This window comes from Amycolatopsis sp. 505, assembly GCF_031625235.1.
Taxonomy (GTDB): domain Bacteria; phylum Actinomycetota; class Actinomycetes; order Mycobacteriales; family Pseudonocardiaceae; genus Amycolatopsis.
The window spans coordinates 162,964-183,266 of the sequence record NZ_JACKQP010000014.1; the positions used below are offsets into that span (position 1 = coordinate 162,964).

A 20,303-nucleotide genomic window follows, 5' to 3' on the forward strand; every position below is an offset into this window, starting at 1 on the left:
ACTCTAACCGGCGGGCCCGACCGGCTACTGCCCCGGCTGGACGCTCGCCTCGAAGTAGTCGGCCAGCGTGCCGGGCGTGGTCGCCGCCGCCTGGTCACTGGTGTTCAGCTGGTAGATGAACCCGGCCAGCGGCCGGTCCGACACCGTGAACACGAGCACCGCCGACGTCTTCCCCGCGGCCGACGAGTAGTGCCCTTTGAGCCCGTTGCCGCCCCAGTCGGCCTCGGTGCGGTCGCCGCCCGCGGAGGCGAGCAGGCCGTCGGTGTACTGCTTGAGCGCGTCGGCGCTGTCACCGTGGACGTAGGTGACCTGCGTGCCCGCCCGGCCCGGCGCGGAGCAGGTGGAGGAGACACCCAGGCGCTGCGCCGGCGCCGCCGGGCCGTTGCCCATGCCCGGCTTGCAGTCGCCGGTGTCGGCGATCTTCCCGGCGAGCTGGCGCAGGCACCCGGTGAACCCCTTGTCGTCCGCCTGCCCCGGCGTCTTGCACTGGTCCGCGGTATAGGTCGGCACCGAGGACGACGACGTGAGGAAGTACGTCACCCCGGCCGCGAGCACCACGACGACCGCGGCCGCGATCCCGATCAGCAGCTTCTTCTTCCCGCGAGGCTCGGCCTTCTCGGGCGCGGGCGAGTACGCCGGGAAGTTCGACGGCACCGGCTGCGGGCCGCTCGGCGGGAAGTTCGACGGCGCGTAGCCCGGATACTGCGGAGGTGGCGGCGCGTACTGCGGGCGGTGCGGCGGCGCACCCGCGGCCACCGCGCCTTCGACGTTCTGGGTGCGCACGGACAGCCCGTCGCGGGCCACGTGCTGGGCGCCGAGCGCGACCGCGGTCTCCGGCTGGTCGAGGCTGCCCGGCACGACCCCCAGCTTCTCCGCGATCATCGTGCCGACCAGCGGCAGCCGGCTCGACCCGCCGACGAGGTAGATGCCGGCCAGCCGGTCCGGGGTCAGCCCCGAGGACCGCAACGTCCGCGACAACAGTTCGACGCTGCGCAGCATCGCCGGCCGGACCAGGCCCTCCAGCTCACCGCGTGTGACGAGGACGTCCTTGAACGGCTCGGGCATCGGCACCTCGGTCTGCGGGTGCCGCGACAACGCCTCCTTGGCCGCCTTGACGTCTTCCTGCAACGCGCGCCGGGTGCGCCGGTCGCCGGTCGATTCCGGCCGCAGGAGCCGCTGCCAGCGCTGCGGGTCGGAGTGCGACACCTCGCGCCCGACGTGCACCATCAGCGCCTGGTCGACGTCGAGGCCGCCCAGGTCGGGCAGGCCGTCTTCGGCGAGGACGGTGAACCCGTTCTGCGTGGCACCGACGACCGCGACGTCGAAGGTGCCGGCGCCGAGGTCGTACACGGCGAGCGCCTGCCCGGGCGCGAGCGACTTGCCGGGGAACGACGCGAAGTGCGCCGCGGCGGCGACCGGCTCGGGCACCAGCAGGATGTTCGGGCCCATCCCGGCGAGCCGGGCGGCGGACATGAGCACGTTCCGGCGCGTCTGCCCCCACTGCGCGGGGTGGGTCAGCCGGACCTCGTCGGGCTGCTCGCCGCCGAGCTGGCGGGAGGTCTCTTCGAGCACGCGGCGCAGGATGGCGGCCAGCGCGTCGGTCACCGGGACGACATCGGTGCCGAGCAGCAGGGTCTGCTCGTCGATGCGGCGCTTGGGGTTCGGTTCGAAGCGCGTCGGGTCGAGGCGGGCGCGCCGCTCGGCGTCGCGACCGACCATGATCGTGCCCTCTTCGGTGGCGAACACCGCCGACGGCATGTTGGCCGAGCCGTCCACTTCGACGACCCGGGGCGGCATGCCGTGCGCCGACAGCACGGCGACGGTGTTGGACGTCCCGAGGTCCACCGACAGGATCCGCACAGCACTCCCCTTCGCGAAAAACACGCCACGACGGCGCCCGCGTGATGCTGCCATGCGCGCGATCACCGTGCGTGCGGACCCGCGAAAGTCACTGCTCCTTGACGCGGGCGGCGATCAAGGTGCACGATAGTTGCGCAGTTCGATCAACTCGACCGCTCGAACTGCGCAAAAGGGAGGGTTCAATGTGGGAAAGCGGGACCGACGCGCTGTCAGTGAGCGTGAGTACCCGGCACGTCCCGCCACCACACGCGGCGCAGGCGGTCGACGTCGTGCCGCTGGCGGGAAGTCCCGCGGCGCGGGATCCCCTGGCCTCGGTCACGTGCTGGACGCGCGGTACGGCGACGTCGCCCCGGAGAGGCCCCACCCGGCCGCCGCCGCGCGCGAACTCCTGGCCGCCGGCCACCGTGTGGTGGGCATGCGAGCACGTGCACCCGCGCCCGGAACACCGGTCGCCCCGGAGGTGGCGGCCCGGTTTTCGCCCGCCCTCGGGGAGGCCACCCGACTGGTGCTCGGCACGCACCGGATCGGCAAACGCGACGCCCACGCCGCATTTCGGGGGTCCGGGTGCCGGAGCCCCTGGCCCTCGGTTGGCACAGTCGCCTGCCTGGAACACCTGAACCACGTCCTGGCCACCGGAAGGAACAACCCGTGAGCGACCTCCCCGTTCTCGCCGTCACCCTCGGCGACCCCGTCGGCATCGGCCCGGAGATCACCCTCAAGACCCTCGCCGAGCCCGAAGCCCTCCAGCTGGCGCGCGGGGTGGCGGTGGGCGACGCGATCGTGCTGGAACGCCTGGTCCGGCACCTGGGCCTGCACCTGGAGATCAACCCGATCGCCACGGTCGCCGACGCGCGCTTCACCACCGGCGTGATCGACGTGCTCAACCTCGGCGTCGTCACCGAAGACCTGCCGTGGGGCGAGGTGAGCGCGACAGCGGGGGCCGCCGCGGTCGGGGCGATCGAGGTCGCCACCCGGCTCGCGCTGGCCGGCGAGGTCGACGCGGTGGTGACCGCGCCGATCAACAAGGAAGCCATCTGGGCGGCGGGCTCGCGGCACCTCGGGCACACCGAGATGCTCGGCGAGCTGACCGGGTCGACCCGGTTCAACACGATGTTCTGGGTGTCCGGGCTGAAGATCTTCTTCGCCACCCGGCACCTCTCCCTCCGCGAGGCGATCGACCAGATCACCCGCGAGAACATCGAGTACGCGATCCGGGAGGCGTACACCGCGCTGGAGGTCTTCGGCACGGAGAAACCGAGACTGGCCGTGGCGGCGTTGAACCCGCACGGCGGGGAAAACGGCAAGTTCGGCGACGAGGAGATCGTCGCGATCGCCCCGGCGGTCGCCGCCGCGCGGGCGGCCGGGCTCGACGTGGTCGGCCCGATCCCCGCGGATTCCGTGTTCCACCAAGGGATCCAGGGCCGGTTCGACGGCGTGCTCTCGCTCTACCACGACCAGGGGCACATCGCGTCGAAGACGTACGACTTCGACGGCACGGTGTCGGTGACGGTCGGCCTGCCGATCCTGCGCACCTCGGTCGACCACGGCACCGCGTTCGACATCGCCGGCACCGGCCGGGCGTCGCACGGCACCATGCGGGCGGCGTTCAAGGCCGCGGCCACCTTGGCGCCCTACGCGCGGAAACTGCCGGTCATCTACCCGCCCGGCCTCCGGTGATCCCCCGCAAGCGCTGGGCGTACGTCATCCCGGTCGCGGTGGTCATGTACATGCTGGCCTACCTCGACCGCACGAACGTCGCGGTGATCCTGCCCTACATCGGCGCCGACTTCCCGTTGTCCGCCAGCGCGAAAGGGCTGGCGAGCGGCATCTTCTTCGTCGGCTACCTCGTGCTGCAGATCCCGGCGGCGGTGCTGGCGGCGCAGTGGAGCGCCCGCAAGACCGTGGTGCTGCTGATGATCGCGTGGGCGGTCGCGGCGGTGCTGTGCGGCCTGGTGCGGAACGAAACGCAGCTGCACCTGGCCCGGCTGCTGCTCGGGCTGTTCGAGGGCGGTGTGTGGCCGGCGGTGCTCATCCTGCTGGCGTCCTGGTTCCCGCAGGCGGAGCGGGCGCGGGCGAACGCGCTGTGGATGACGTGCCTGCCGATCTCGGCGATCCTCATGTCGCCGCTGTCCGGGTTCATGCTCGACCACATGTCCTGGCGCTGGGTGTTCGTCCTGCAGGGGCTGCCGCCGCTGGTGTGGGCGGTCGTCTGGTGGTTCGCGGTGGCCGACCGGCCGGCGCAGGCCCGGTGGATCTCCGCGGCGGAACGCGAGTACCTCGAAACCACCTTGAAGGCCGAAGAAGACGCGAAGCCGGCGTTCGCCAAGCAGGGCTACCGGCAGGCGCTGGCGAACCACCAGGTGCTGTTGCTGGTCGGCGTCTACTTCTTCTGGATCACCGGCTTCTACGGCTTCTCCCTGTGGCTGCCGTCGGTGGTGAAGACCATGACGGGCGGCTCGGCCACCGCGGTCGGCTTCCTGTCGGCCGTGCCGTACGTGCTGGCGCTGGCCGGGATGGTCGCCTGCGCGCACTGGTCCGACCGCACCGGCAACCGGCGGCTCGCGGTCACGGTGCCGCTGCTCGTCGCGATCGCCGGATTGCTGCTGGGCAACCTCGTGCACTGGCCGGCGGCCGTGCAGCTGGTCCTGCTCTGCGTCGTCGCGACCGGCGTCTACATGCCGTACGGGCCGTTCTGGGCCATCCCCAGCCGGGTCCTGGGCATCGAGGTCGTCGCCGTGGCGATGGGCCTGATCAACGCGCTGGGCAACCTCGGCGGGTTCGCCGGGCCGTACCTGGTCGGCTGGCTCACCGACGTCACCGGCACGGCGACCACCGGGTTCGTCGTCCTGGCCGCGTTCCTCGCCGTGGCCGCCGGCCTGGCGTTCTTCGGGCTGAAACCCGCGACTGTGGAAGAGTCGGCGCATGTCCCAGCCGCGACCAGGCACCCGTGACCGGCGCGCGATGCTGCTGGAAGCCGTCCGCGACGGCGCCGGCGGCATCGCGGAGCTGGCCGAAGAGTTCGGCGTCTCCGAGTCGACGATCCGCCGCGACCTCGCCTCGCTCGCCGGCGCCGGGCACGTCGTCCGCACCTACGGCGGCGCGCTCGACACCGAACGCAGCCCCCGCGAGAAGGACCGGGAGCACGCGGCCGCCAAGGAGGCGATCGCCCGCGAGGCCGCCGCGCTCGTCCAGGACGGCGAGGTCGTGCTGCTCGACGCCGGCACGACCACCGGCAGGCTCGCCCGCCACCTCGCCCACCGCGAGGAGCTGACCGTGGTGACCAACGGTGTCACCGCGATCCGCGAGCTCGCGGGCTTCTCCGGGATCGACCTCATCGTCCTGGGCGGTCGGCTGCGGCACCCCGGCGAAGCGATCCTCGGTGAGAACGTGCTCGCGCAGCTGCGGCACATCTCACCCGATCGGGTGTTCCTGGGCGCGGACGGCGTGGTCGCCGACCGGGGGTTGTGCTGCCCGTCACTGGAGCAGTCGGTGGTCAAGCACGCGATGCTCCACGCGGGCGGCCAGGCGTACGTGCTGGCCGACCGCTCCAAGCTGGACCAGGCCCCTTTTTCCTACTGGGCGCCCCTGGACCGCGAGTACCGGCTCATCACCGACGAGCGGCGGGTGGATGTGACGTTCCCGCAGTTCGCCCACAGCGTGATCCTGGCGAGCGCGCCGGAAACTGTCGGTGGTGCCGCGCATCATGAATGACGTGGCTACTGACGTGCTCGACCTCTTCTCCCCCGCGACCCGGGACTGGTTCGCGGGGGCCTTCGCCGCGCCCACCGCGGCGCAGGAAGGGGCCTGGCGGGCCGCGCACGCGGGTGAGCACGCCCTCGTCGTCGCGCCCACCGGGTCCGGCAAGACGCTGTCCGCGTTCCTCTGGGCGCTGGACAGGCTCTCGGTGGAGCCGCCACCGGCGGAAGCCACCAAGCGCTGCCGGATCCTGTACGTCTCGCCGCTGAAGGCCCTCGCGGTCGACGTCCAGCGGAACCTGCGGGCCCCGCTCGCCGGCATCTCGCAGGCCAGCCGCCGGCTCGGGCTGCCGGTGCCCGGCATCGAGGTCGGCATGCGCACCGGCGACACCACGGCAGCCGAGCGCCGCGCGTTCGCCAAGACACCGCCGGACGTGCTGGTCACCACGCCGGAGTCGCTGTTCCTCATCCTCACGTCGTCGGCGCGGGAGTCGCTGCGCGGCGTCGAGACCGTGATCGTCGACGAGGTGCACGCGGTCGCCGGCGGCAAGCGCGGCGCGCACCTGGCGCTCTCCCTGGAGCGGCTGGACGCGCTGCTGCCGAAGCCGGCGCAGCGGATCGGCCTGTCGGCGACGGTCCGCCCGATCGACGAGGTGAGCGCGTTCCTGGCGGGCGGCCGGCCGGTGCGCGTGGTCCAGCCGAAGCTGGCGAAGACCATCGAGGTCCGCGTCGAGGTCCCGGTCGAGGACATGAGCAACCTCGACGCGCCCCGCAGCGGCCCGGCGCCGAGCCCGCTCGACGCGCTGGAATCCCTGGAGTCGCTGACCGAGGCCTTCCCGCCCGGGGACATCGCGCCGGGTGGCCTGGGCACCCTCGAAGAGATGGCCGGCAACCCCGTCCAGCGGCCGTCGATCTGGCCGGCGGTCGAGGAGCGGGTGCTGAGCCTGATCCGCGCGCACCGCTCGACCATCGTCTTCGCCAACTCGCGCCGGCTCACCGAGCGGCTCACCGCCCGGCTCAACGAACTCGCCGCCGAGCAGACCGAGCTCACCCCAGCCGACACGTTCCCCGCCGAAGCCATCGCGCAGTCCGGCGTGAGCACCGGGGCGCCGCCGGTGATCGCCCGGGCCCACCACGGGTCGATGTCGCGGGAGCAGCGCACGCACGTCGAGGAGTCGCTGAAGTCCGGGCAGCTGCCGTGCGTGGTGGCGACGTCGTCGCTGGAACTGGGCATCGACATGGGCGCCGTCGACCTGGTGGTGCAGATCGAGGCGCCGCCGACGGTGGCGTCCGGGCTGCAGCGCGTCGGCCGCGCCGGGCACCAGGTCGGCGCGGTGTCGTCCGGGGTGATGTTCCCGAAGTTCCGCGGGGACCTCGTCTCCTGCGCGGTCGTCGCGGAGCGGATGGCGACCGGCGCGATCGAGGCGGTCCGCTACCCCCGCAACCCCCTGGACGTCCTGGCGCAGCACGTCGTCGCCATGGTGGCGCTGGAGCCGTGGACGGTGCCGGACCTGGCCTCGCTGGTCCGGCGGGCGGCCCCCTTCGCGGCGCTGCCCGACGACGCCCTCCACGCGGTGCTCGACATGCTGGCCGGCCGTTACCCGAGCGAGGAGTTCGGCGAGCTGCGGGCGCGGATCACCTGGGATCGCATCGGCGGCGAGCTGCGCGGGCGGCCCGGCGCGCAGCGGCTGGCCGTCACGTCGGGCGGCACCATCCCCGACCGCGGCCTGTTCACCGTCATGACGCCGGGCGCGGACGACAAGCCCGGCTCGCGCGTCGGCGAGTTCGACGAAGAGATGGTGTACGAGTCGCGCGTCGGCGACACCATCCTGCTCGGCACGTCGTCGTGGCGGATCACCGACATCACGCACGACCGCGTCATCGTGGTGCCGGCGCCGGGCGAACCGGCGCGGATGCCGTTCTGGAAGGGTGACGCGCCGGGCCGCCCGCTGGAACTGGGCCGGGCGCTCGGGAAGTTCGTCCGCGAACTGTCCACTTCGGACGATGAGAAGGCGCGCGAGCGGGCCGAGGCGGCGGGGCTGGACGAGCGGGCGTGCGACAACCTGCTCGCCTACCTCGCCGAGCAGAAGGCCGCCACCCGGCACGTCCCGAACGACCGGACGATCCTGCTGGAACGCTACCGCGACGAGCTCGGCGACTGGCGGATCGTCGTGCACTCGCCGTTCGGCGCGCAGGTGAACGCGCCGTGGGCCCTCGCGATCGCCGCGCGGCTGCGGGAAAACCGCGGGGTGGACGCGCAGGTGGCGCACTCCGACGACGGCATCGTCCTGCGGCTGCCGGACGCCCTGGACGCTGACGGTGGCGAAGTCACCATCGGCGCGGACGACGTGCTGCTCGACCCCGAGGAGGTCGAGCAGCTGATCGTCGCCGAAGTCGGCGGCTCGGCCGTGTTCGCTGCCCGGTTCCGGGAGTGCGCGGCCCGGTCGCTGCTGCTCCCCCGCCGGGATCCGCGGCGGCGGACTCCGCTGTGGCAGCAACGGCAACGCGCGTCACAGTTGCTGTCGGTCGCGGCGAAGTACGAGCGGTTCCCGGTCGTGCTCGAGGCCATGCGGGAGGTTTTGCAGGACGTCTACGACGTGAGCGGCCTGCGTGAGCTGATGGCCGACGTCCGGGCCCGCAAGGTCCGGCTGGTGGAGGTCGAAACGCCGGCCGCGTCGCCGTTCGCGCGCAGCCTGCTCTTCGGCTACATCGGGATGTTCCTGTACGAGACCGACGCACCGCTGGCCGAGCGGCGGGCGGCGGCGCTGTCGCTGGATTCGGCGCTGTTGGCCGAGCTCCTGGGCACCGAGGCGATCCGCGAGCTGCTGGATCCCGAAGCCGTCGCCGAAGTGCAACGGTCGCTGCAGCGGCTCGATCCGGACAGGCACGCCCGCTCGGCCGAGGACGCCGCCGACCTGCTGCGGTTCCTCGGCGACCTGACCGTCGAGGAGGCCGCGGAACGCGGGATCCAGGCCGAGTGGCTCACCGAGCTGGAAGCGGCCCGGCGGGCGATCCGGGTGCGGATCGGCGGCGCGGAACGGTTCCTGGCGATCGAGGACGCCGGCCGGGTACGTGACGCGCTGGGCACCGCGCTGCCGGTGGGCGTGCCCGAGGCGTTCACCGAACCGGTGGCGGACCCGCTCGGGGACCTGCTGTCGCGCTACGCCCGCGGCCGGGGCCCGTTCGCGGCGGCGGACGCGGCCGCGCGGTTCGGGCTCGGCACGGCGGTCGTCACCGGCGTGCTCGACCGGATGACCGGGGAAGGCCGCCTGGTCCGCGGCGAGCTGAGCCCGGTCGGCCATCCCGAAACCCACGGCGTCGGAGTCGAGTACTGCGACGCGGCGGTGCTGCGCCGGCTTCGGCGGGCGTCGCTGGCGAAGCTGCGCGCCGAAGTCGAACCGGTCGAACCGGCGGCGCTGGGCCGGTTCCTGCCCGCGTGGCACGGGTTCGGCGGCCGCGTCCGGGCGGCCCCGACAGCGGACGACGTGCTGTCGGTGGTCGAGCAGCTCGCCGGGGCGCCGTTGCCGGCGAGCGCGGTGGAGTCGCTGATCCTGCCTGGACGGCTGCCGGGCTACTCCCCCGCCCTGCTGGACGAGCTGACGACGGCGGGCGAAGTGACGTGGGCGGGCTGCGGCGCCCTGTCCGGCGGCGACGGCTGGATCGCGCTGGCCCCGACCGACGTGGCCGATCTCCTGCTGCCCGAAGTCGTCGAGGACATCCCGACCGGCCCGCTGCACGACGCGATCGTGTCCACTTTGGAGGGTGGCGCGCTGTTCTTCCGCCAGCTGGTGGACCGCGCGACGGTGCTGGTGGACAAGGCCCCCAACGACGCCGAAGTCGTGGCGGCGCTGTGGGACCTGGTCTGGGCCGGGCTGGTCACAGGCGACACCCTCGGCCCACTGCGGGCACAGGTCGCCGGGCACGGCGCCCACAAGCCCCGTCGCCAGGCGCCTCGCGGCCGCTACGCACGGCTGCGGGCGGGGCGGCCCCAGATGCCATCGCGATCCGGCCCGCCGACGGTCGCGGGCCGCTGGGCACTGACCCCACCCCGGGAAACCGACGCAACCCGCCGCGCCCACGCGAGGACGGAAGCGTTCTTGGAGCGCCACGGCGTCCTCACCCGCGGCGCACTGGACACCGAACGCGTCACGGGTGGGTTCTCCGGGATCTACAAGGTCCTGCGCGGCATGGAGGACACGGGCCAGGTGATCCGCGGCTACGTGGTGGAGGGCCTCGGCGCGGCCCAGTTCGCGGCGAAGGGCGCGGTCGACCGCCTGCGCGCCCTGTCCGGCCCAGGCCGCCCGGCCCCGGGCCGCCCAGTAGTCCTGGCGGCGGCGGACCCGGCCCAACCGTACGGCGCAGCCCTCCCCTGGCCGGCGGCAACGGGCGACACGAAACACCGCCCCGCCCGCAAGGCGGGCGCACTGGCGGTCCTGGTCGACGGAGTCCCGGCCCTGTACGTGGAGAGAGGAGGCCGATCCCTGCTGAGTTTCACAGAGGAGCGCCAGCCACTCGCAGAGGCGGCCCAGGCATTGTCGGCAGCGGTCCGCGAAGGTTGGCTGGGTCAGCTGTCGGTCCAACGCGCGGACGGCGAGCAGGCCCTGACCTCGGAGCTGGCGGAGGTGTTGCAGGAGGCAGGCTTCCGAGCCACCCCCTCCGGCCTGCGCCTACGCGCCTAGACCAGGGCGGGCCGCCGAGCCCGGGCAGGCCGGGCGAGCGGGCTGGAATCGCCAGCCCGGCCCTTCACCGCCGCCGCGATTGCCCGCCGATCCCGCCGAAGCCGACCCGCCGCGCCGCACCCATCACGCCGAAGCCGGTCGGTCCGCCGCACCGCGCACTCCACCCTCGACCCCAGGCAGCGCAACCCAAGCCGTCGGCAAGCGAGGCTGGTTGGCGATTCCCGCGCGATCGGCTTCCTCGCTGCCCTAAGCTGCCAGTCCGACACGCACGAAGGATGTTCTGCTCATGGCGATGCGCGAACTGCGCTATTTCGGGGATCCGATCCTCAAGTCCGTCTGCGATCCGGTCACCGTGTTCGACGAGAAGCTCGAGGCGCTCGTGCGGGACCTGGTCGACTCCGTCAAGCCCGCCGGGCGCGCGGGGCTGGCCGCGCCGCAGATCGGCGTGGGGCTTCGCGTCTTCAGCTACGACGTTGCCGGGCTGACCGGGTACGTCATCAACCCCGAGATCGTCGAACTGTCCGAAGAGACACACGAGATCGACGAAGGCTGCCTGTCCGTGCCGGAACTGTGGTTCCCCACCAAGCGCGCGAAACACGCGAAGGTGCGCGGCGTCGACGTCCACAACGAGCCCATCGAGGTCGAAGGCGAAGACGTGCTGGCCCAGTGCCTGCAGCACGAAACCGACCACCTCGACGGCGTTCTCTACCTCGACCGGCTCACCGCCGAGCGCAAGAAGACCGCCCTGCGTGAGGCGCGCGGCAAAGACTGGTTCTGGAAGCGCTGACGGCTCACGCCGGCAAGAACAGCCTCAGCCGGGCGCCGTCGTCGATGCTGCGTTCTGTGCGCAGGCCGGCGCGGGCCGCCGTGCGGGGCAGGATGTCGTCGCCCGCCAAGCACTCGGCGGACAGCTCCCTGATGCCCTGGGCCTCCGCCAGCACCGCGAGCCGCGCCAGGAGGGCCGTTCCGATTCCCTGCTGCTGCCAGTCGTCCTCCACCAGCAGGGAAATCTCCGCTCCGCCGGTCAGCGTCGGGATGAGCTGGGCCAGGCCGATCACCTCGCGGCCGAACACCGCCAGCACGCTCGTGCCGCGCGGGGGCACCAGCAGCCGGTGGAGGCGGCGGCGCGGGACCGTCCGCACCCCCGTGTGGTAGCGGCGGAACAACGTCGCCATCGAACAGCGTCGGTGCAGCTCGGCCACCGCGTCGGCGTCGCCGGGGACGCCCTTGCGCAGGACGATCGCCGCGCCGTCCGGGCGGTCGAGGACCACCGGGCCGGCCGCGTTCCGGGCCGCTGCCGCCAGCAGCGTCACCAGCGCTTCGGCGCGGGTCAGCTCCAGCTGCACGAACGGCGCCCACTGGCGGCGCGCCACCAGCGCGCCTCCGTCGGTCAGCGCGAACACCGCCCGGTGCCCGCTCTCCGTGCGCGCCGGGTTCGCCTCGGCGGCTGGGACGAGCGTGACGACGTCCGCGGCCAGCACGTCCTTCAGCACTTCCGCCAGGCGCGCCGGGTCGTCGATCGCGCGGCGGGCCGCGAGCAGCGTCGATGCCGACGGGTCGACGAGCTCGTGGACGTCGGCGTCGATGATCGCCGTGCACTCGCAGCCCTCGGCGCGGATGGCGTCGACCAGGTGCCGCCGGGGCAGGCCGGTCGCCGGGCGCAGCACGATCTCGTCGAGCACTCCGCCCGGCACCGGCAGCACGGACAGACCGAGGATGTTGCACTCGAGGTCGGCGAGCCGGATGGCGATGCGGGCGAGGGTGCCCGGGTGGTCGTGCATCCGGATCCGCACCCGCCACGCCGACGGCGCCGCCGGCTCCTCGGCGACGGCCGTCCGGCCCGGCTGGGGCAACGCTCTGGAAGTCTCCATGCCCCCACGGTCCCCCGGGGTTGTTGCCGCTCCAGGACGCCGGTGTTTCGCGCAGGTCAGCGTTCGACGCGACCCGGCAACGCCGCCGAAACACTCAGCCAGGACCGCAGCTCGGTGGCCAGCGCGACCGGGGCGAACGCCGCGCCACGGATGGCGGCGGCGAGCCGGTCGCCGGTGGCCTGCGGGATCCACGTGTCTTCGACGCCCCACAGCACGCGCACGGGCAGGTCGATCCGGTCCAGCCGATCCTCGTTCTCGACCAAATAGTGCTCGTCGTACGCGGCGATCTGGCGGTAGAACGCCGGCTGCCCCTCCGGTCCGAGCCACGGCGTCGGCCATCAGCAGCGACGCGTACGGTACGCCGGTGACCAGGTGGGCGCGCAGGGAAACCGCGCCGCCGTAGTCGTGCGCGACACCACCGCGGGCCCCGATCCGGCGCGATCCCAGGCGATCCGGCGCCCCTGCCAGTCGAAGATCTCCATGATCCCCAAGCTGGGTCAGCGCGGGGTGAGCACGCAGAACTCGTTGCCCTCCGGATCGGTCAGCACCCGCCACGGCAGCGCGGGACCGCCCAGGTCCGCCGGCGCCGCACCGGCCGCGATGACCTGCGTCACCGCTGCGGCGTGATCGGCCTCCGCCGGGGGCGCGACGTCCAGGTGCACGCGGTTCTTGCCCCTCTTGACGTCGTCGTTGCGCAGGAACTCCAGCCACGGCCCCCGGCCGGACGGCGCGCGCAGCCCCACCAGGACGTCACCTTCGCGGGCCTGGATCGGGCGGCCGGTGATTCCCGCCCAGAAGCCCGCCAGGAGCTCCGGGTCGCGGGCGTCGACCAGGATCGACGCCACCGCGCCGGTGTCCGCGTACCGCTCGCGGGGTTCGAGGACGCAGAACTCGTTGCCTTCCGGGTCCGCGAGCACCACCCAGGGCACGTCGCCCTGGCCGACGTCGACCCGGCGGCCGCCCAGCTCCAGGGCGCGCGCCACCAGCTCGGCCTGGTGCTCCGGGGTCGTGCTCGCCAGGTCCAGGTGGATGCGGTTCTTGACCTCCTTGGGTTCGGGGACCGGCACGAAGACGAGGTCCAGGTCCCAGCCGTCGCTTTTCGGAGCCCGGACGTCGATCTCGCCGGGCTCCTCGACGGCGACGTGCCAGCCGAGCAGCGCGGCCCAGAAGTCCGCCAGGACTTCCGGCCGCGCCGCGTCGATCACCAGGTTCACCAGGCGCGTGGTCATGCGCCGCAGGCTAACCGCCACCTCCGACAATTCCGGTTCGGCTTCCCCACCGGCCGGGTCATCGGGTCGCGAGCCGCAGCAGCGCCCAGAGCTGGGCCGCCTGGTCGTGCACGCCGCGCACGGTCACCGCGGTCAGGGACGCGCGGCCCCAGAGCCACAGGTAGATCTGCGCGGGTTTGGCCGTGACGACGTCGTCCGCGGCCTCGGCCTCCGCGGCCGAACAGCGCCAGGCCTCGGTCGTGACGGGACCGGCCCGCGCGATCCAGCTGTGCGCGCCGGCGCGGACGCCGACCGAGCCCGCCTTCGTGCCGGTCAGGCCGAGCATCGGGAGCTTCTGCCCGAACCACAGGGTGAGCACCTCGTCGATGCCGTCGATCGCGACGTCTTCGGGCACGCCGCGCGGCTCGGCGCCCGACGCCTGCTCGACGTCCACCCGGTGGACGACCGTCTCGTGCAGCATCCGCCGGCGCCAGAACCCGTAGGTCCGGTCGGCCGGCCACCAGGTGTCGGCGCGGTCCTCCGGGTCGTGCGCGGCGAGCTCGTCGAGCAGTTCGGTGAGGCCCTCCTCCAGGAACGCGCGCAGGCTCTGGCCCGGCTCGGGCTCGCGTGGCCAGTCTTCGGGGCTGCGGCCGTCGGTCAGCCGGCGCCGGACCAGCCGGTAGAGGCTCCCGACGTGCCGGGCGACCTCGCCGAGCGACCAGCCGGGACAAGCGGGCACCGGCGCTTCGGTCGGCGCCGCGTGCACCGCTTCGGCGAGCAGCCTGCCTTCGATTCCCAACGCCGTGAGCAACCGCCCCTGGTCGACCGGGCCGTGCTCACGCGACATGGGCTTCCCCGGTGATCGGCAGGCCGTGCACGAGACGGCGGACGAGCTCGAGGAACGGCGTGGCGGCCCCGACCAGCCCGGCGGCGGACTCGGCGGTGACCTTCCCGGTGATCCCGGCCTGCGCGGCGGCGCGGGTGGCCGAGTTGCTGGCGAAGAAGGCGGACCATTCGCGCAGCTCGGGGGCGACGGAGTCGAGCAGCACCCAGGTGCTGGCGGGCCGGGCCCGCCCCCGGTGCGGCCGCCCCCGGGCGGCGAGCACGGCGGCGGCCCCGCGAAGGGCGGCGAGGTAGGCACCGATGAAGCGTTCGGCGGGCCGGGTTTCCTGAGCGGCCTCGGCCAGCCCCCGCCGCGCTTGGGCCAGCAACCCGGCGGCGGCCGGCGACGCGGGCGGGCGCAGGGACATGGGCAGCTGCGACTGGTCGGAGTCGGCGCCGGGCGGGCGGAGCTCCATGGGGAGTTCGGGCGCACCGGCGGCCGGGGCTCCGGGAGCCGGCAGATCGGCCACGGGCGGCTGGGCCTGCGGCTTGGCGAACTCGCCGGAGCCGGCAGCGGACGACACGACCGGCCGCGGCTCGGCCTGCGGCGCATCCGCCAGCGTGGCGGGCTCGCCGGAACCGGCAACGGACGGTGCCACCGGCTGCCCGGCCGGCTCCGCGGCCGACAGCTCAAGCCGCCCAGGCTCGGCGACAGCAGGCTGCTGCAGCTCCGGCTGCGATGCCTCCGCCAACGCGGCGGGCTGAACGGAAGCGGACGGTGCCACCGACTGCGGCTGCGCGACCGACTGGCCCGAGCCGGCAGAAGACGGCGCCACCGGCTGCGGCTCGAACGCGGCGGGCCGGCCGGAGGCGGGCGGCGCGACCGGCTGCCCGGACGGCTCCGCAGCCGACAGCTCGAGCTGCCTCGAATCCGCGACAGGCCGGCCGGAGTCGATGTCCGCCGGGCGGGTCTGCTCGGGAATCTCCGGGGCCGGAAGCTCGGCTCCCGAGGTGCACAGGGCGATCGGCAGCTGCGGCTGCCGGGAATCCACCGCCGACGCAGGGCGCTGCCGCGACTCCGCTGCCGGCGACACGCACTGCCGGGAGCGCCGGGCACCGGCCGGGGACGGCTGCGGGCGCAGCGACATGGGCAGCTCCGGCTGCCCGGGATCCGTGGGGGACACGACCTTGACGGACATGGCGACCCTCCTCCTGCGCGGGTGAGCCCCGGGCACCTGACCGGTGCCCACTCACCGATGTCGAACGCCTGTTCGAACAATTTCCAGAGTAACCCCCGACCCGGTGCCCGCTCAACCCCAGGGGGCGTGGTGCGGGACACCAGGTCGGTGCCGTGATCTCATAGGTTCATGAGTTCGCTGGAGCACCCCGCCGTCGCCAAGGTGGCGGCCGCGCTGGCCGAAGCCGGGCAGCGCGGCGCCGCCGAGGGCATCCGTGTCCTGCCCGCCGAGGTCCGGACCGCCGCTCAGGCGGCCGAGGCACTCGGCGTGCCCGTCGGGGCCATCGCCAACAGCCTCATCTTCCGCCTGGGGTCCGACAAAAAAGCGCTCCTCGCCCTCACCTCGGGTGCCCACCGCGCCGATCCGGCGACCCTCGAACGGCTGGCCGGGGGCGAAATCGGCAAGGCCGACCCCGATTTCGTGCGGACGCACACCGGGCAGCCGATCGGCGGTGTCGCCCCCGTGGGGCACCCGTCGCCGCTGCCGACCCTGGTCGACACCGCGCTGCGCGAGCACGACGTCGTCTGGGCCGCCGCCGGGCACCCGAAGGCCGTCTTCCCCACGACCTTCGCCGGGCTGGTCGCCTTGACCGGGGGCACCCCGGGCGCGCTCGGCGGCGCGGAGGAGGATGGACAGCCGTGACCGCGATGCCCGCCGGCTGCTCCCGGTACGTCCAGCTCTCCGCGGACGAGTTCCGCGCCCGCCTGCCCGAAGCGCTCGACATCTACGTCCGGGCGATGCGGTACCCGGCGGGCACCGCCGAGCAGCGCGCGCCGATGTGGCTCACCCACGCGCTGCGCGAGGGCTGGCGCTGCATGGCCGCGCTCGACGCCGACGACGTCCTGCTCGGCGTGGCCTACGGCTACCGCGGCCGGGCCGGTCAGTGGTGGCACGAGCAGGTGCGCCACGGCCTGAGCCGCCGGTCCGGGGCCGCCGAGGCCGACCGGTGGCTGTCGGACTACTTCGAGCTGACCGAGATCCACGTCCGGCCGGAGAACCAGGGCCACCAGATCGGCGAGGACCTGCTGCGCAGCCTCCTGGAAGGCGTCCCGAGCGCGAACGTGCTGCTGTCGACGCCCGAGGGCACGAGCCGGGCGTGGAAGCTCTACCGCCGCACCGGCTTCGTCGACGTCCTGCGCGACTACCACTTCGCCGGCGACCCGCGGCCGTTCGCGATCCTGGGGCGGGCGCTGCCCCTCGACCCGCGCTGAGCCGAGGGGCAGCAAGCCCTCACCGCGGCTCGGGCCGCCAGTAGCCGACGACCAGCGCCGCGACCAGCACGGCGGCGCCGCACCAGGCCGTGACGCTCAGCCGCTCACCGAGCAGCGCGGCGGAGAGCACCGCGGCCGTCAGCGGCTCCAGGACCGCCGAGAGCGAGCCGAGCACGGGGTGCGCATCGGCCAGGCCGCGCAGGTACGCGGCGTACGCGAGCGCTGTCGGGACAGCGCCGAGGTAGCAGACGATCGCGAGGACGTCCGCGTGCAGCGGGACCGCCATGCCCGACCAGCTCGCGGCCGGCAGGAGCAGCAGGCCGCCGGCGAGGCAGCCGAACCCCGTCGTCGACAGCGGGTCCAGGCCTTCGACGGGCTTCGCGGTGACCAGCGTGAGGGTGGCGAAACCGGCCGCCGCGAGCAGCGCGAAACCGAGGCCGCCGAACGAGATCGCTTCGCCCGGTGACCACTGGAGCAGCACCAGTCCGGCGAGGGTGCCCGTCACCGAGACCAGCGTCCAGCGGCGGAGTTTCCGCACTGACGCGAGGGTGACGAAGACGGGCGCGGCGCCGATCGTGGTCATGGTCGCGACGCTCACCGAGCTGAGCGCGACGGCCGCGAAGTAGCTCGCCTGGAAGAGGGCGAACAGCCCGCCGACGGCCAGGACGCGCCGGGCGGCCTCCGCGGTGCGGGGAAGGGAACGGCCGTTCAGGAGGAGGGTCGCGACGGCGCCGCCGACGAGCAGCCGGTAGTCGGCGACTGCGAGCGGATGGAGGCCGGCCCGCCGGGCAAGCAGCGAGCCGGCGAGGCCACCGGTGCCCCAGAGGACACCGGCGAGAACGAGCGCGGCCGAAGAATGGGCGCGCGTGGACAGAGACACCAAGGGAACGCTCCTGCGTCGAAGGAAAAACGGAGATCGACGACGCGGGGTGAGTGCGCACCACGAATCAGCCGCGGGCCCCGAAGGCCACGCGGCGGAGGACCACCCCGCTCAGGCGCGAGGCGGTGGGGTGACGAAGAGGATTCGGCGCACGGAGGAAACCTATCGGGGAGAAGCGAAGCGGGGCCACCGGTTTACGGTGGCCCCGCCCCCGAGTGCTCAGTCCAGCTGGGACAGCTGTTCCCGCAGCGTGTCCAGGCCCATCCCGCCCAGCTTGAGCGCCTCCGTGTGGAACCGCTTGATGTCGAACCCCGCTCCGGCGCGGGCCTGGGCCTCGGAGCGGGCCGTCAGCCAGAGGCGCTCGCCGATCTTGTACGCCGGGGCCTGGCCCGGCCAGCCCAGGTAGCGGTCGATCTCGTCGCGGATGTGGGCCTGGTCCGTGATCGTGCGGGTGAGCATGAACTCCAGGCCCAGCTCCGGCGTCCACCGCTCGCCTTCGTGGAAGCCCGTTCCCGCCGGAATCCCCAGCTCCAGGTGCATGCCGAGGTCCACCACCACGCGGGCGGCGCGGAACAGCTGCTCCGACAGCATCCCCAGCAGGTCGCCGTCGTCGGCGAGGTAGCCCAGTTCCTCCATCAGGCGCTCCGCGTACAGGGCCCAGCCCTCCGCGTGGCCCGAGGTGAACGCCAGCAGCCTCTGGTACTTGTTCAGCCCGCCCGACTGGTCCACCGCCGTCGCGATCTGGAGGTGGTGACCCGGTGCGCCCTCGTGGTACACCGTGCTCGTCTCGCGCCAGGTGCTGAATTCGTCACGGCCCGCCGGGAGGGACCACCACATGCGGCCCGGCCGCACGAAGTCCTCGCTCGGTCCCGTGTAGTACGCGCCGACGCCGCCTCCGGGCGGGGCGATCTTGCACTCCAGGGCCATCACCCGGTCGGAGATGTCGAAGTGCTTGCCGCGCAACGACTCCAGGGCGTCGTCGGACAGGCGCTGCATCCACGCCTCGAACTCCGCGCGGCCGCGGATGCGGTACCGCGCGTCCGCGTCGAGAGCGGCCGCGGCCTCCGCGACGGACGCGCCCGGCTTGATCCGGTTCGCCACCGCGCGCATCTCGGCCTCGATCCGGGCGAACTCCGCCCAGCCCCAGTCGTACGCCTCCCGCAGGTCCAGCGTGGCGCCGACGAAGAACCGGGACCACAGGCGGTAGACGTCCTCGCCGACGGCGTCCTTGACCGGGGCCTTCGGGGCCAGTTCGGCCCGCAGGAAGCCGGCGAACTCCGCGAACGCCTCGTCGGCGGCCCGCGCGTGACGCCCGAGGTCGGCCTGCAGCCCCTCCGGCGCCGCGCCGCCGGCGAGCTCGGTGAAGAAGCCCGTCTCCTCCTTCAGCCCCGCCCACGTTTCGCACTGCTCCGCGACCTTCGCGACCTGCCGCAGCGCCGCGACGTGCCCCGCGTCGGACGCCGAAAGCAGGCCGCTGCGGATGTTCGCCAGCGCTTGCGGGACCTCGGCGATCCGGTCCGAGAGGACCGCCCAGTCCCGCTCGGTTTCCCGGGGCATCAGGTCGAACGCCATCCGCAGTTCCTGCACCGGGCTGGAGATGACGTTCAGGCTCGCCACGTCCAGGCCGGCCTCGTGGATCTCCAGCTCCAGGCCGACGCGCTCGGTGAACACGGCCTTCGCCGCGCGCTCGGCGGCGTCCCGCGGCTCGGCGGCGGTGACGGCGGCGTGCGCCCGCGCGGCCAGGCCGGCGCGCTCGGCGTACCCGTCCGCCGAGTAGTCGGTCAGCCGGTGGTCGTGGCCGGCGATCCCGTGCGCGGTCGCCGCGACCGGGTCGGCGGCCGCGTAGTCGTCGACGTACCGGTCACAGATTTCGTGCACGCCTTCGGAAGCAGTAGAAGCCATGTCCGGCACGCTACCGGGCCACCCGTACCTGGTGGTACGTACTTAAGCACGGGCCGGGACGAGGCCCAGCCGGGCGATCACCTCGCGCGTCGCCTTCGACCGGTTGAACGTGTAGAAGTGCAGGTTCGGCACGCCCTCGGCGATCAGCTTCTCGCACAGCTCCGTGGTGACGTCGATGCCCGCCGCGCGGAACGCCTTGGGGTCGTCGGCCAGCGGTTCGAGCCGGTCCAGGAGCTTGCGGGGGGCCGGCGCGCCGGACAGCTTGATCGTCGTCTGCAGGGTCCGCATCGTCGTCAGCGGCATGACCCCGGGCAGCACCGGCACGTCGCAGCCGGTCGCGGCGACCCGGTCGCGCAGGCGCAGGAAGTCCTCGGGGTCGTGGAACAGCTGCGCGATCGCGAAGTCCGCGCCCGCGCGCAGCTTGCGGACCAGGTACTTCGTGTCCGACTCGAGGTCGGACGAACGCGGGTGGCCGTAGGTGTACGCCGACACGCCGACGCAGAAGTCGCCCAGCTCGCGGACCAGCTGCACCAGCTCTTCGGCGTAGGTGAGGCCTTCGGGGTGCGGGATCCACTCGCCGTAGACGTCGCCGGGCGGGTCGCCGCGCAGCGCGAGGATGTTGCGGACGCCGACCGAGGCGTACCAGCCGATCACGTTCCGCAGCTCGGCGACGGAGTGGTTGACCGCGGTCAGGTGGGCCATCGGCACCAGCGTCGTCTCGGTCGCGACGCGGGCGATGCTGCGGACCGTGCCGTCGCGGCTGGAGCCGCCGGCCCCGTAGGTGATCGACATGTAGGCCGGGTCGTACGGCTCGAGTTCCCGGATGGCCTTCCACAGGACGGCCTCGTCCGCCGCGTCCCGGGGTGGGAAGAACTCGATGGAGAACTTCGGCCCGTCTCCTCGCAACCGCTCGATCACCGACGTCATACCTCGAATG

At 73.3% G+C, this 20,303-nt stretch carries 16 protein-coding genes; 7 read left to right on the forward strand and 9 right to left on the reverse strand.

Translation table 11 applies throughout. The annotated features are described in order from the left end of the window. Positions 1 to 24 precede the first annotated feature (24 nt). Positions 25 to 1,860 (reverse strand): Hsp70 family protein, encoded by a 1,836-nt coding sequence (locus H5965_RS40905; protein ID WP_310976441.1) that lies wholly within the window; start codon positions 1,858 to 1,860, stop codon positions 25 to 27. A gap of 648 nt (positions 1,861 to 2,508) precedes the next feature. Here H5965_RS40905 and pdxA point away from each other — a divergent pair. The 5 genes from pdxA to def all read left to right on the forward strand — a co-directional run bounded on the left by pdxA (position 2,509) and on the right by def (position 11,021). Beyond that, positions 2,509 to 3,537 carry a 4-hydroxythreonine-4-phosphate dehydrogenase PdxA gene (gene pdxA / locus H5965_RS40910; protein ID WP_310976442.1) on the forward strand — a complete coding sequence of 343 codons (1,029 nt, stop codon included), beginning with the start codon at positions 2,509 to 2,511 and terminating at the stop codon, positions 3,535 to 3,537. After that, complete coding sequence (locus H5965_RS40915) at positions 3,534 to 4,811, forward strand: MFS transporter (RefSeq protein WP_310976443.1); 1,278 nt, start codon at positions 3,534 to 3,536, stop codon at positions 4,809 to 4,811. Before pdxA ends, H5965_RS40915 begins: the two co-directional genes overlap by 4 nt. Next, positions 4,783 to 5,571: a DeoR/GlpR family DNA-binding transcription regulator gene (locus tag H5965_RS40920; RefSeq protein WP_310976444.1), complete on the forward strand. Its 789-nt coding sequence runs from the start codon at positions 4,783 to 4,785 to the stop codon at positions 5,569 to 5,571. Before H5965_RS40915 ends, H5965_RS40920 begins: the two co-directional genes overlap by 29 nt. Continuing rightward, a complete protein-coding gene (locus H5965_RS40925) occupies positions 5,564 to 10,234 on the forward strand; it encodes a DEAD/DEAH box helicase (protein WP_310976445.1) in 4,671 nt (1,556 codons plus the stop codon). The genes H5965_RS40920 and H5965_RS40925 overlap by 8 nt, the downstream gene beginning before the upstream one ends. 286 nt (positions 10,235 to 10,520) lie before the next feature. After that, positions 10,521 to 11,021 (forward strand): peptide deformylase, encoded by a 501-nt coding sequence (gene def, locus H5965_RS40930; protein WP_310976446.1) that lies wholly within the window; start codon positions 10,521 to 10,523, stop codon positions 11,019 to 11,021. Positions 11,022 to 11,025: 4 nt separating this feature from the next. Here the strand turns inward: def and H5965_RS40935 are convergent, their stop codons facing one another. The 5 genes from H5965_RS40935 to H5965_RS46265 form a co-directional block, all read right to left on the reverse strand. Beyond that, a complete protein-coding gene (locus tag H5965_RS40935) occupies positions 11,026 to 12,105 on the reverse strand; it encodes a GNAT family N-acetyltransferase (protein ID WP_396136989.1) in 1,080 nt (359 codons plus the stop codon). Between the two features lie 56 nt (positions 12,106 to 12,161). After that, positions 12,162 to 12,368: a hypothetical protein gene (locus H5965_RS40940; protein ID WP_310976447.1), complete on the reverse strand. Its 207-nt coding sequence runs from the start codon at positions 12,366 to 12,368 to the stop codon at positions 12,162 to 12,164. A 234-nt stretch (positions 12,369 to 12,602) separates the two neighbouring features. Then, positions 12,603 to 13,334, reverse strand: a complete 732-nt coding sequence (locus H5965_RS40945) for a VOC family protein (RefSeq protein ID WP_310976448.1) — start codon at positions 13,332 to 13,334, stop codon at positions 12,603 to 12,605. 58 nt (positions 13,335 to 13,392) lie between these two features. After that, on the reverse strand, positions 13,393 to 14,160 hold the full coding sequence (locus tag H5965_RS40950) for a maleylpyruvate isomerase family mycothiol-dependent enzyme (RefSeq protein WP_310976449.1): 768 nt from the start codon (positions 14,158 to 14,160) through the stop codon (positions 13,393 to 13,395). Next, entirely contained in the window at positions 14,150 to 15,334 is a 1,185-nt protein-coding gene (locus tag H5965_RS46265; protein WP_396136990.1) for an SAV_6107 family HEPN domain-containing protein, read from the reverse strand. The genes H5965_RS40950 and H5965_RS46265 overlap by 11 nt, the downstream gene beginning before the upstream one ends. Positions 15,335 to 15,502: 168 nt before the next feature. On the opposite strand from H5965_RS46265, the gene H5965_RS40960 reads away from it, so the two are divergent. Next, on the forward strand, positions 15,503 to 16,015 hold the full coding sequence (locus H5965_RS40960) for a YbaK/EbsC family protein (RefSeq protein ID WP_310976450.1): 513 nt from the start codon (positions 15,503 to 15,505) through the stop codon (positions 16,013 to 16,015). Next, positions 16,012 to 16,584: a GNAT family N-acetyltransferase gene (locus tag H5965_RS40965; protein WP_043783214.1), complete on the forward strand. Its 573-nt coding sequence runs from the start codon at positions 16,012 to 16,014 to the stop codon at positions 16,582 to 16,584. Before H5965_RS40960 ends, H5965_RS40965 begins: the two co-directional genes overlap by 4 nt. Positions 16,585 to 16,603: 19 nt before the next feature. Here the strand turns inward: H5965_RS40965 and H5965_RS40970 are convergent, their stop codons facing one another. The 3 genes from H5965_RS40970 to metF all read right to left on the reverse strand — a co-directional run bounded on the left by H5965_RS40970 (position 16,604) and on the right by metF (position 20,293). After that, entirely contained in the window at positions 16,604 to 17,467 is an 864-nt protein-coding gene (locus tag H5965_RS40970) for a DMT family transporter (RefSeq protein WP_396136991.1), read from the reverse strand. Between the two features lie 216 nt (positions 17,468 to 17,683). Further along, complete coding sequence (locus H5965_RS40975) at positions 17,684 to 19,366, reverse strand: DUF885 domain-containing protein (RefSeq protein WP_310976452.1); 1,683 nt, start codon at positions 19,364 to 19,366, stop codon at positions 17,684 to 17,686. A 42-nt stretch (positions 19,367 to 19,408) separates the two neighbouring features. Further along, a complete protein-coding gene (gene metF, locus H5965_RS40980) occupies positions 19,409 to 20,293 on the reverse strand; it encodes a methylenetetrahydrofolate reductase [NAD(P)H] (protein WP_310976453.1) in 885 nt (294 codons plus the stop codon). Positions 20,294 to 20,303 lie beyond the last annotated feature (10 nt).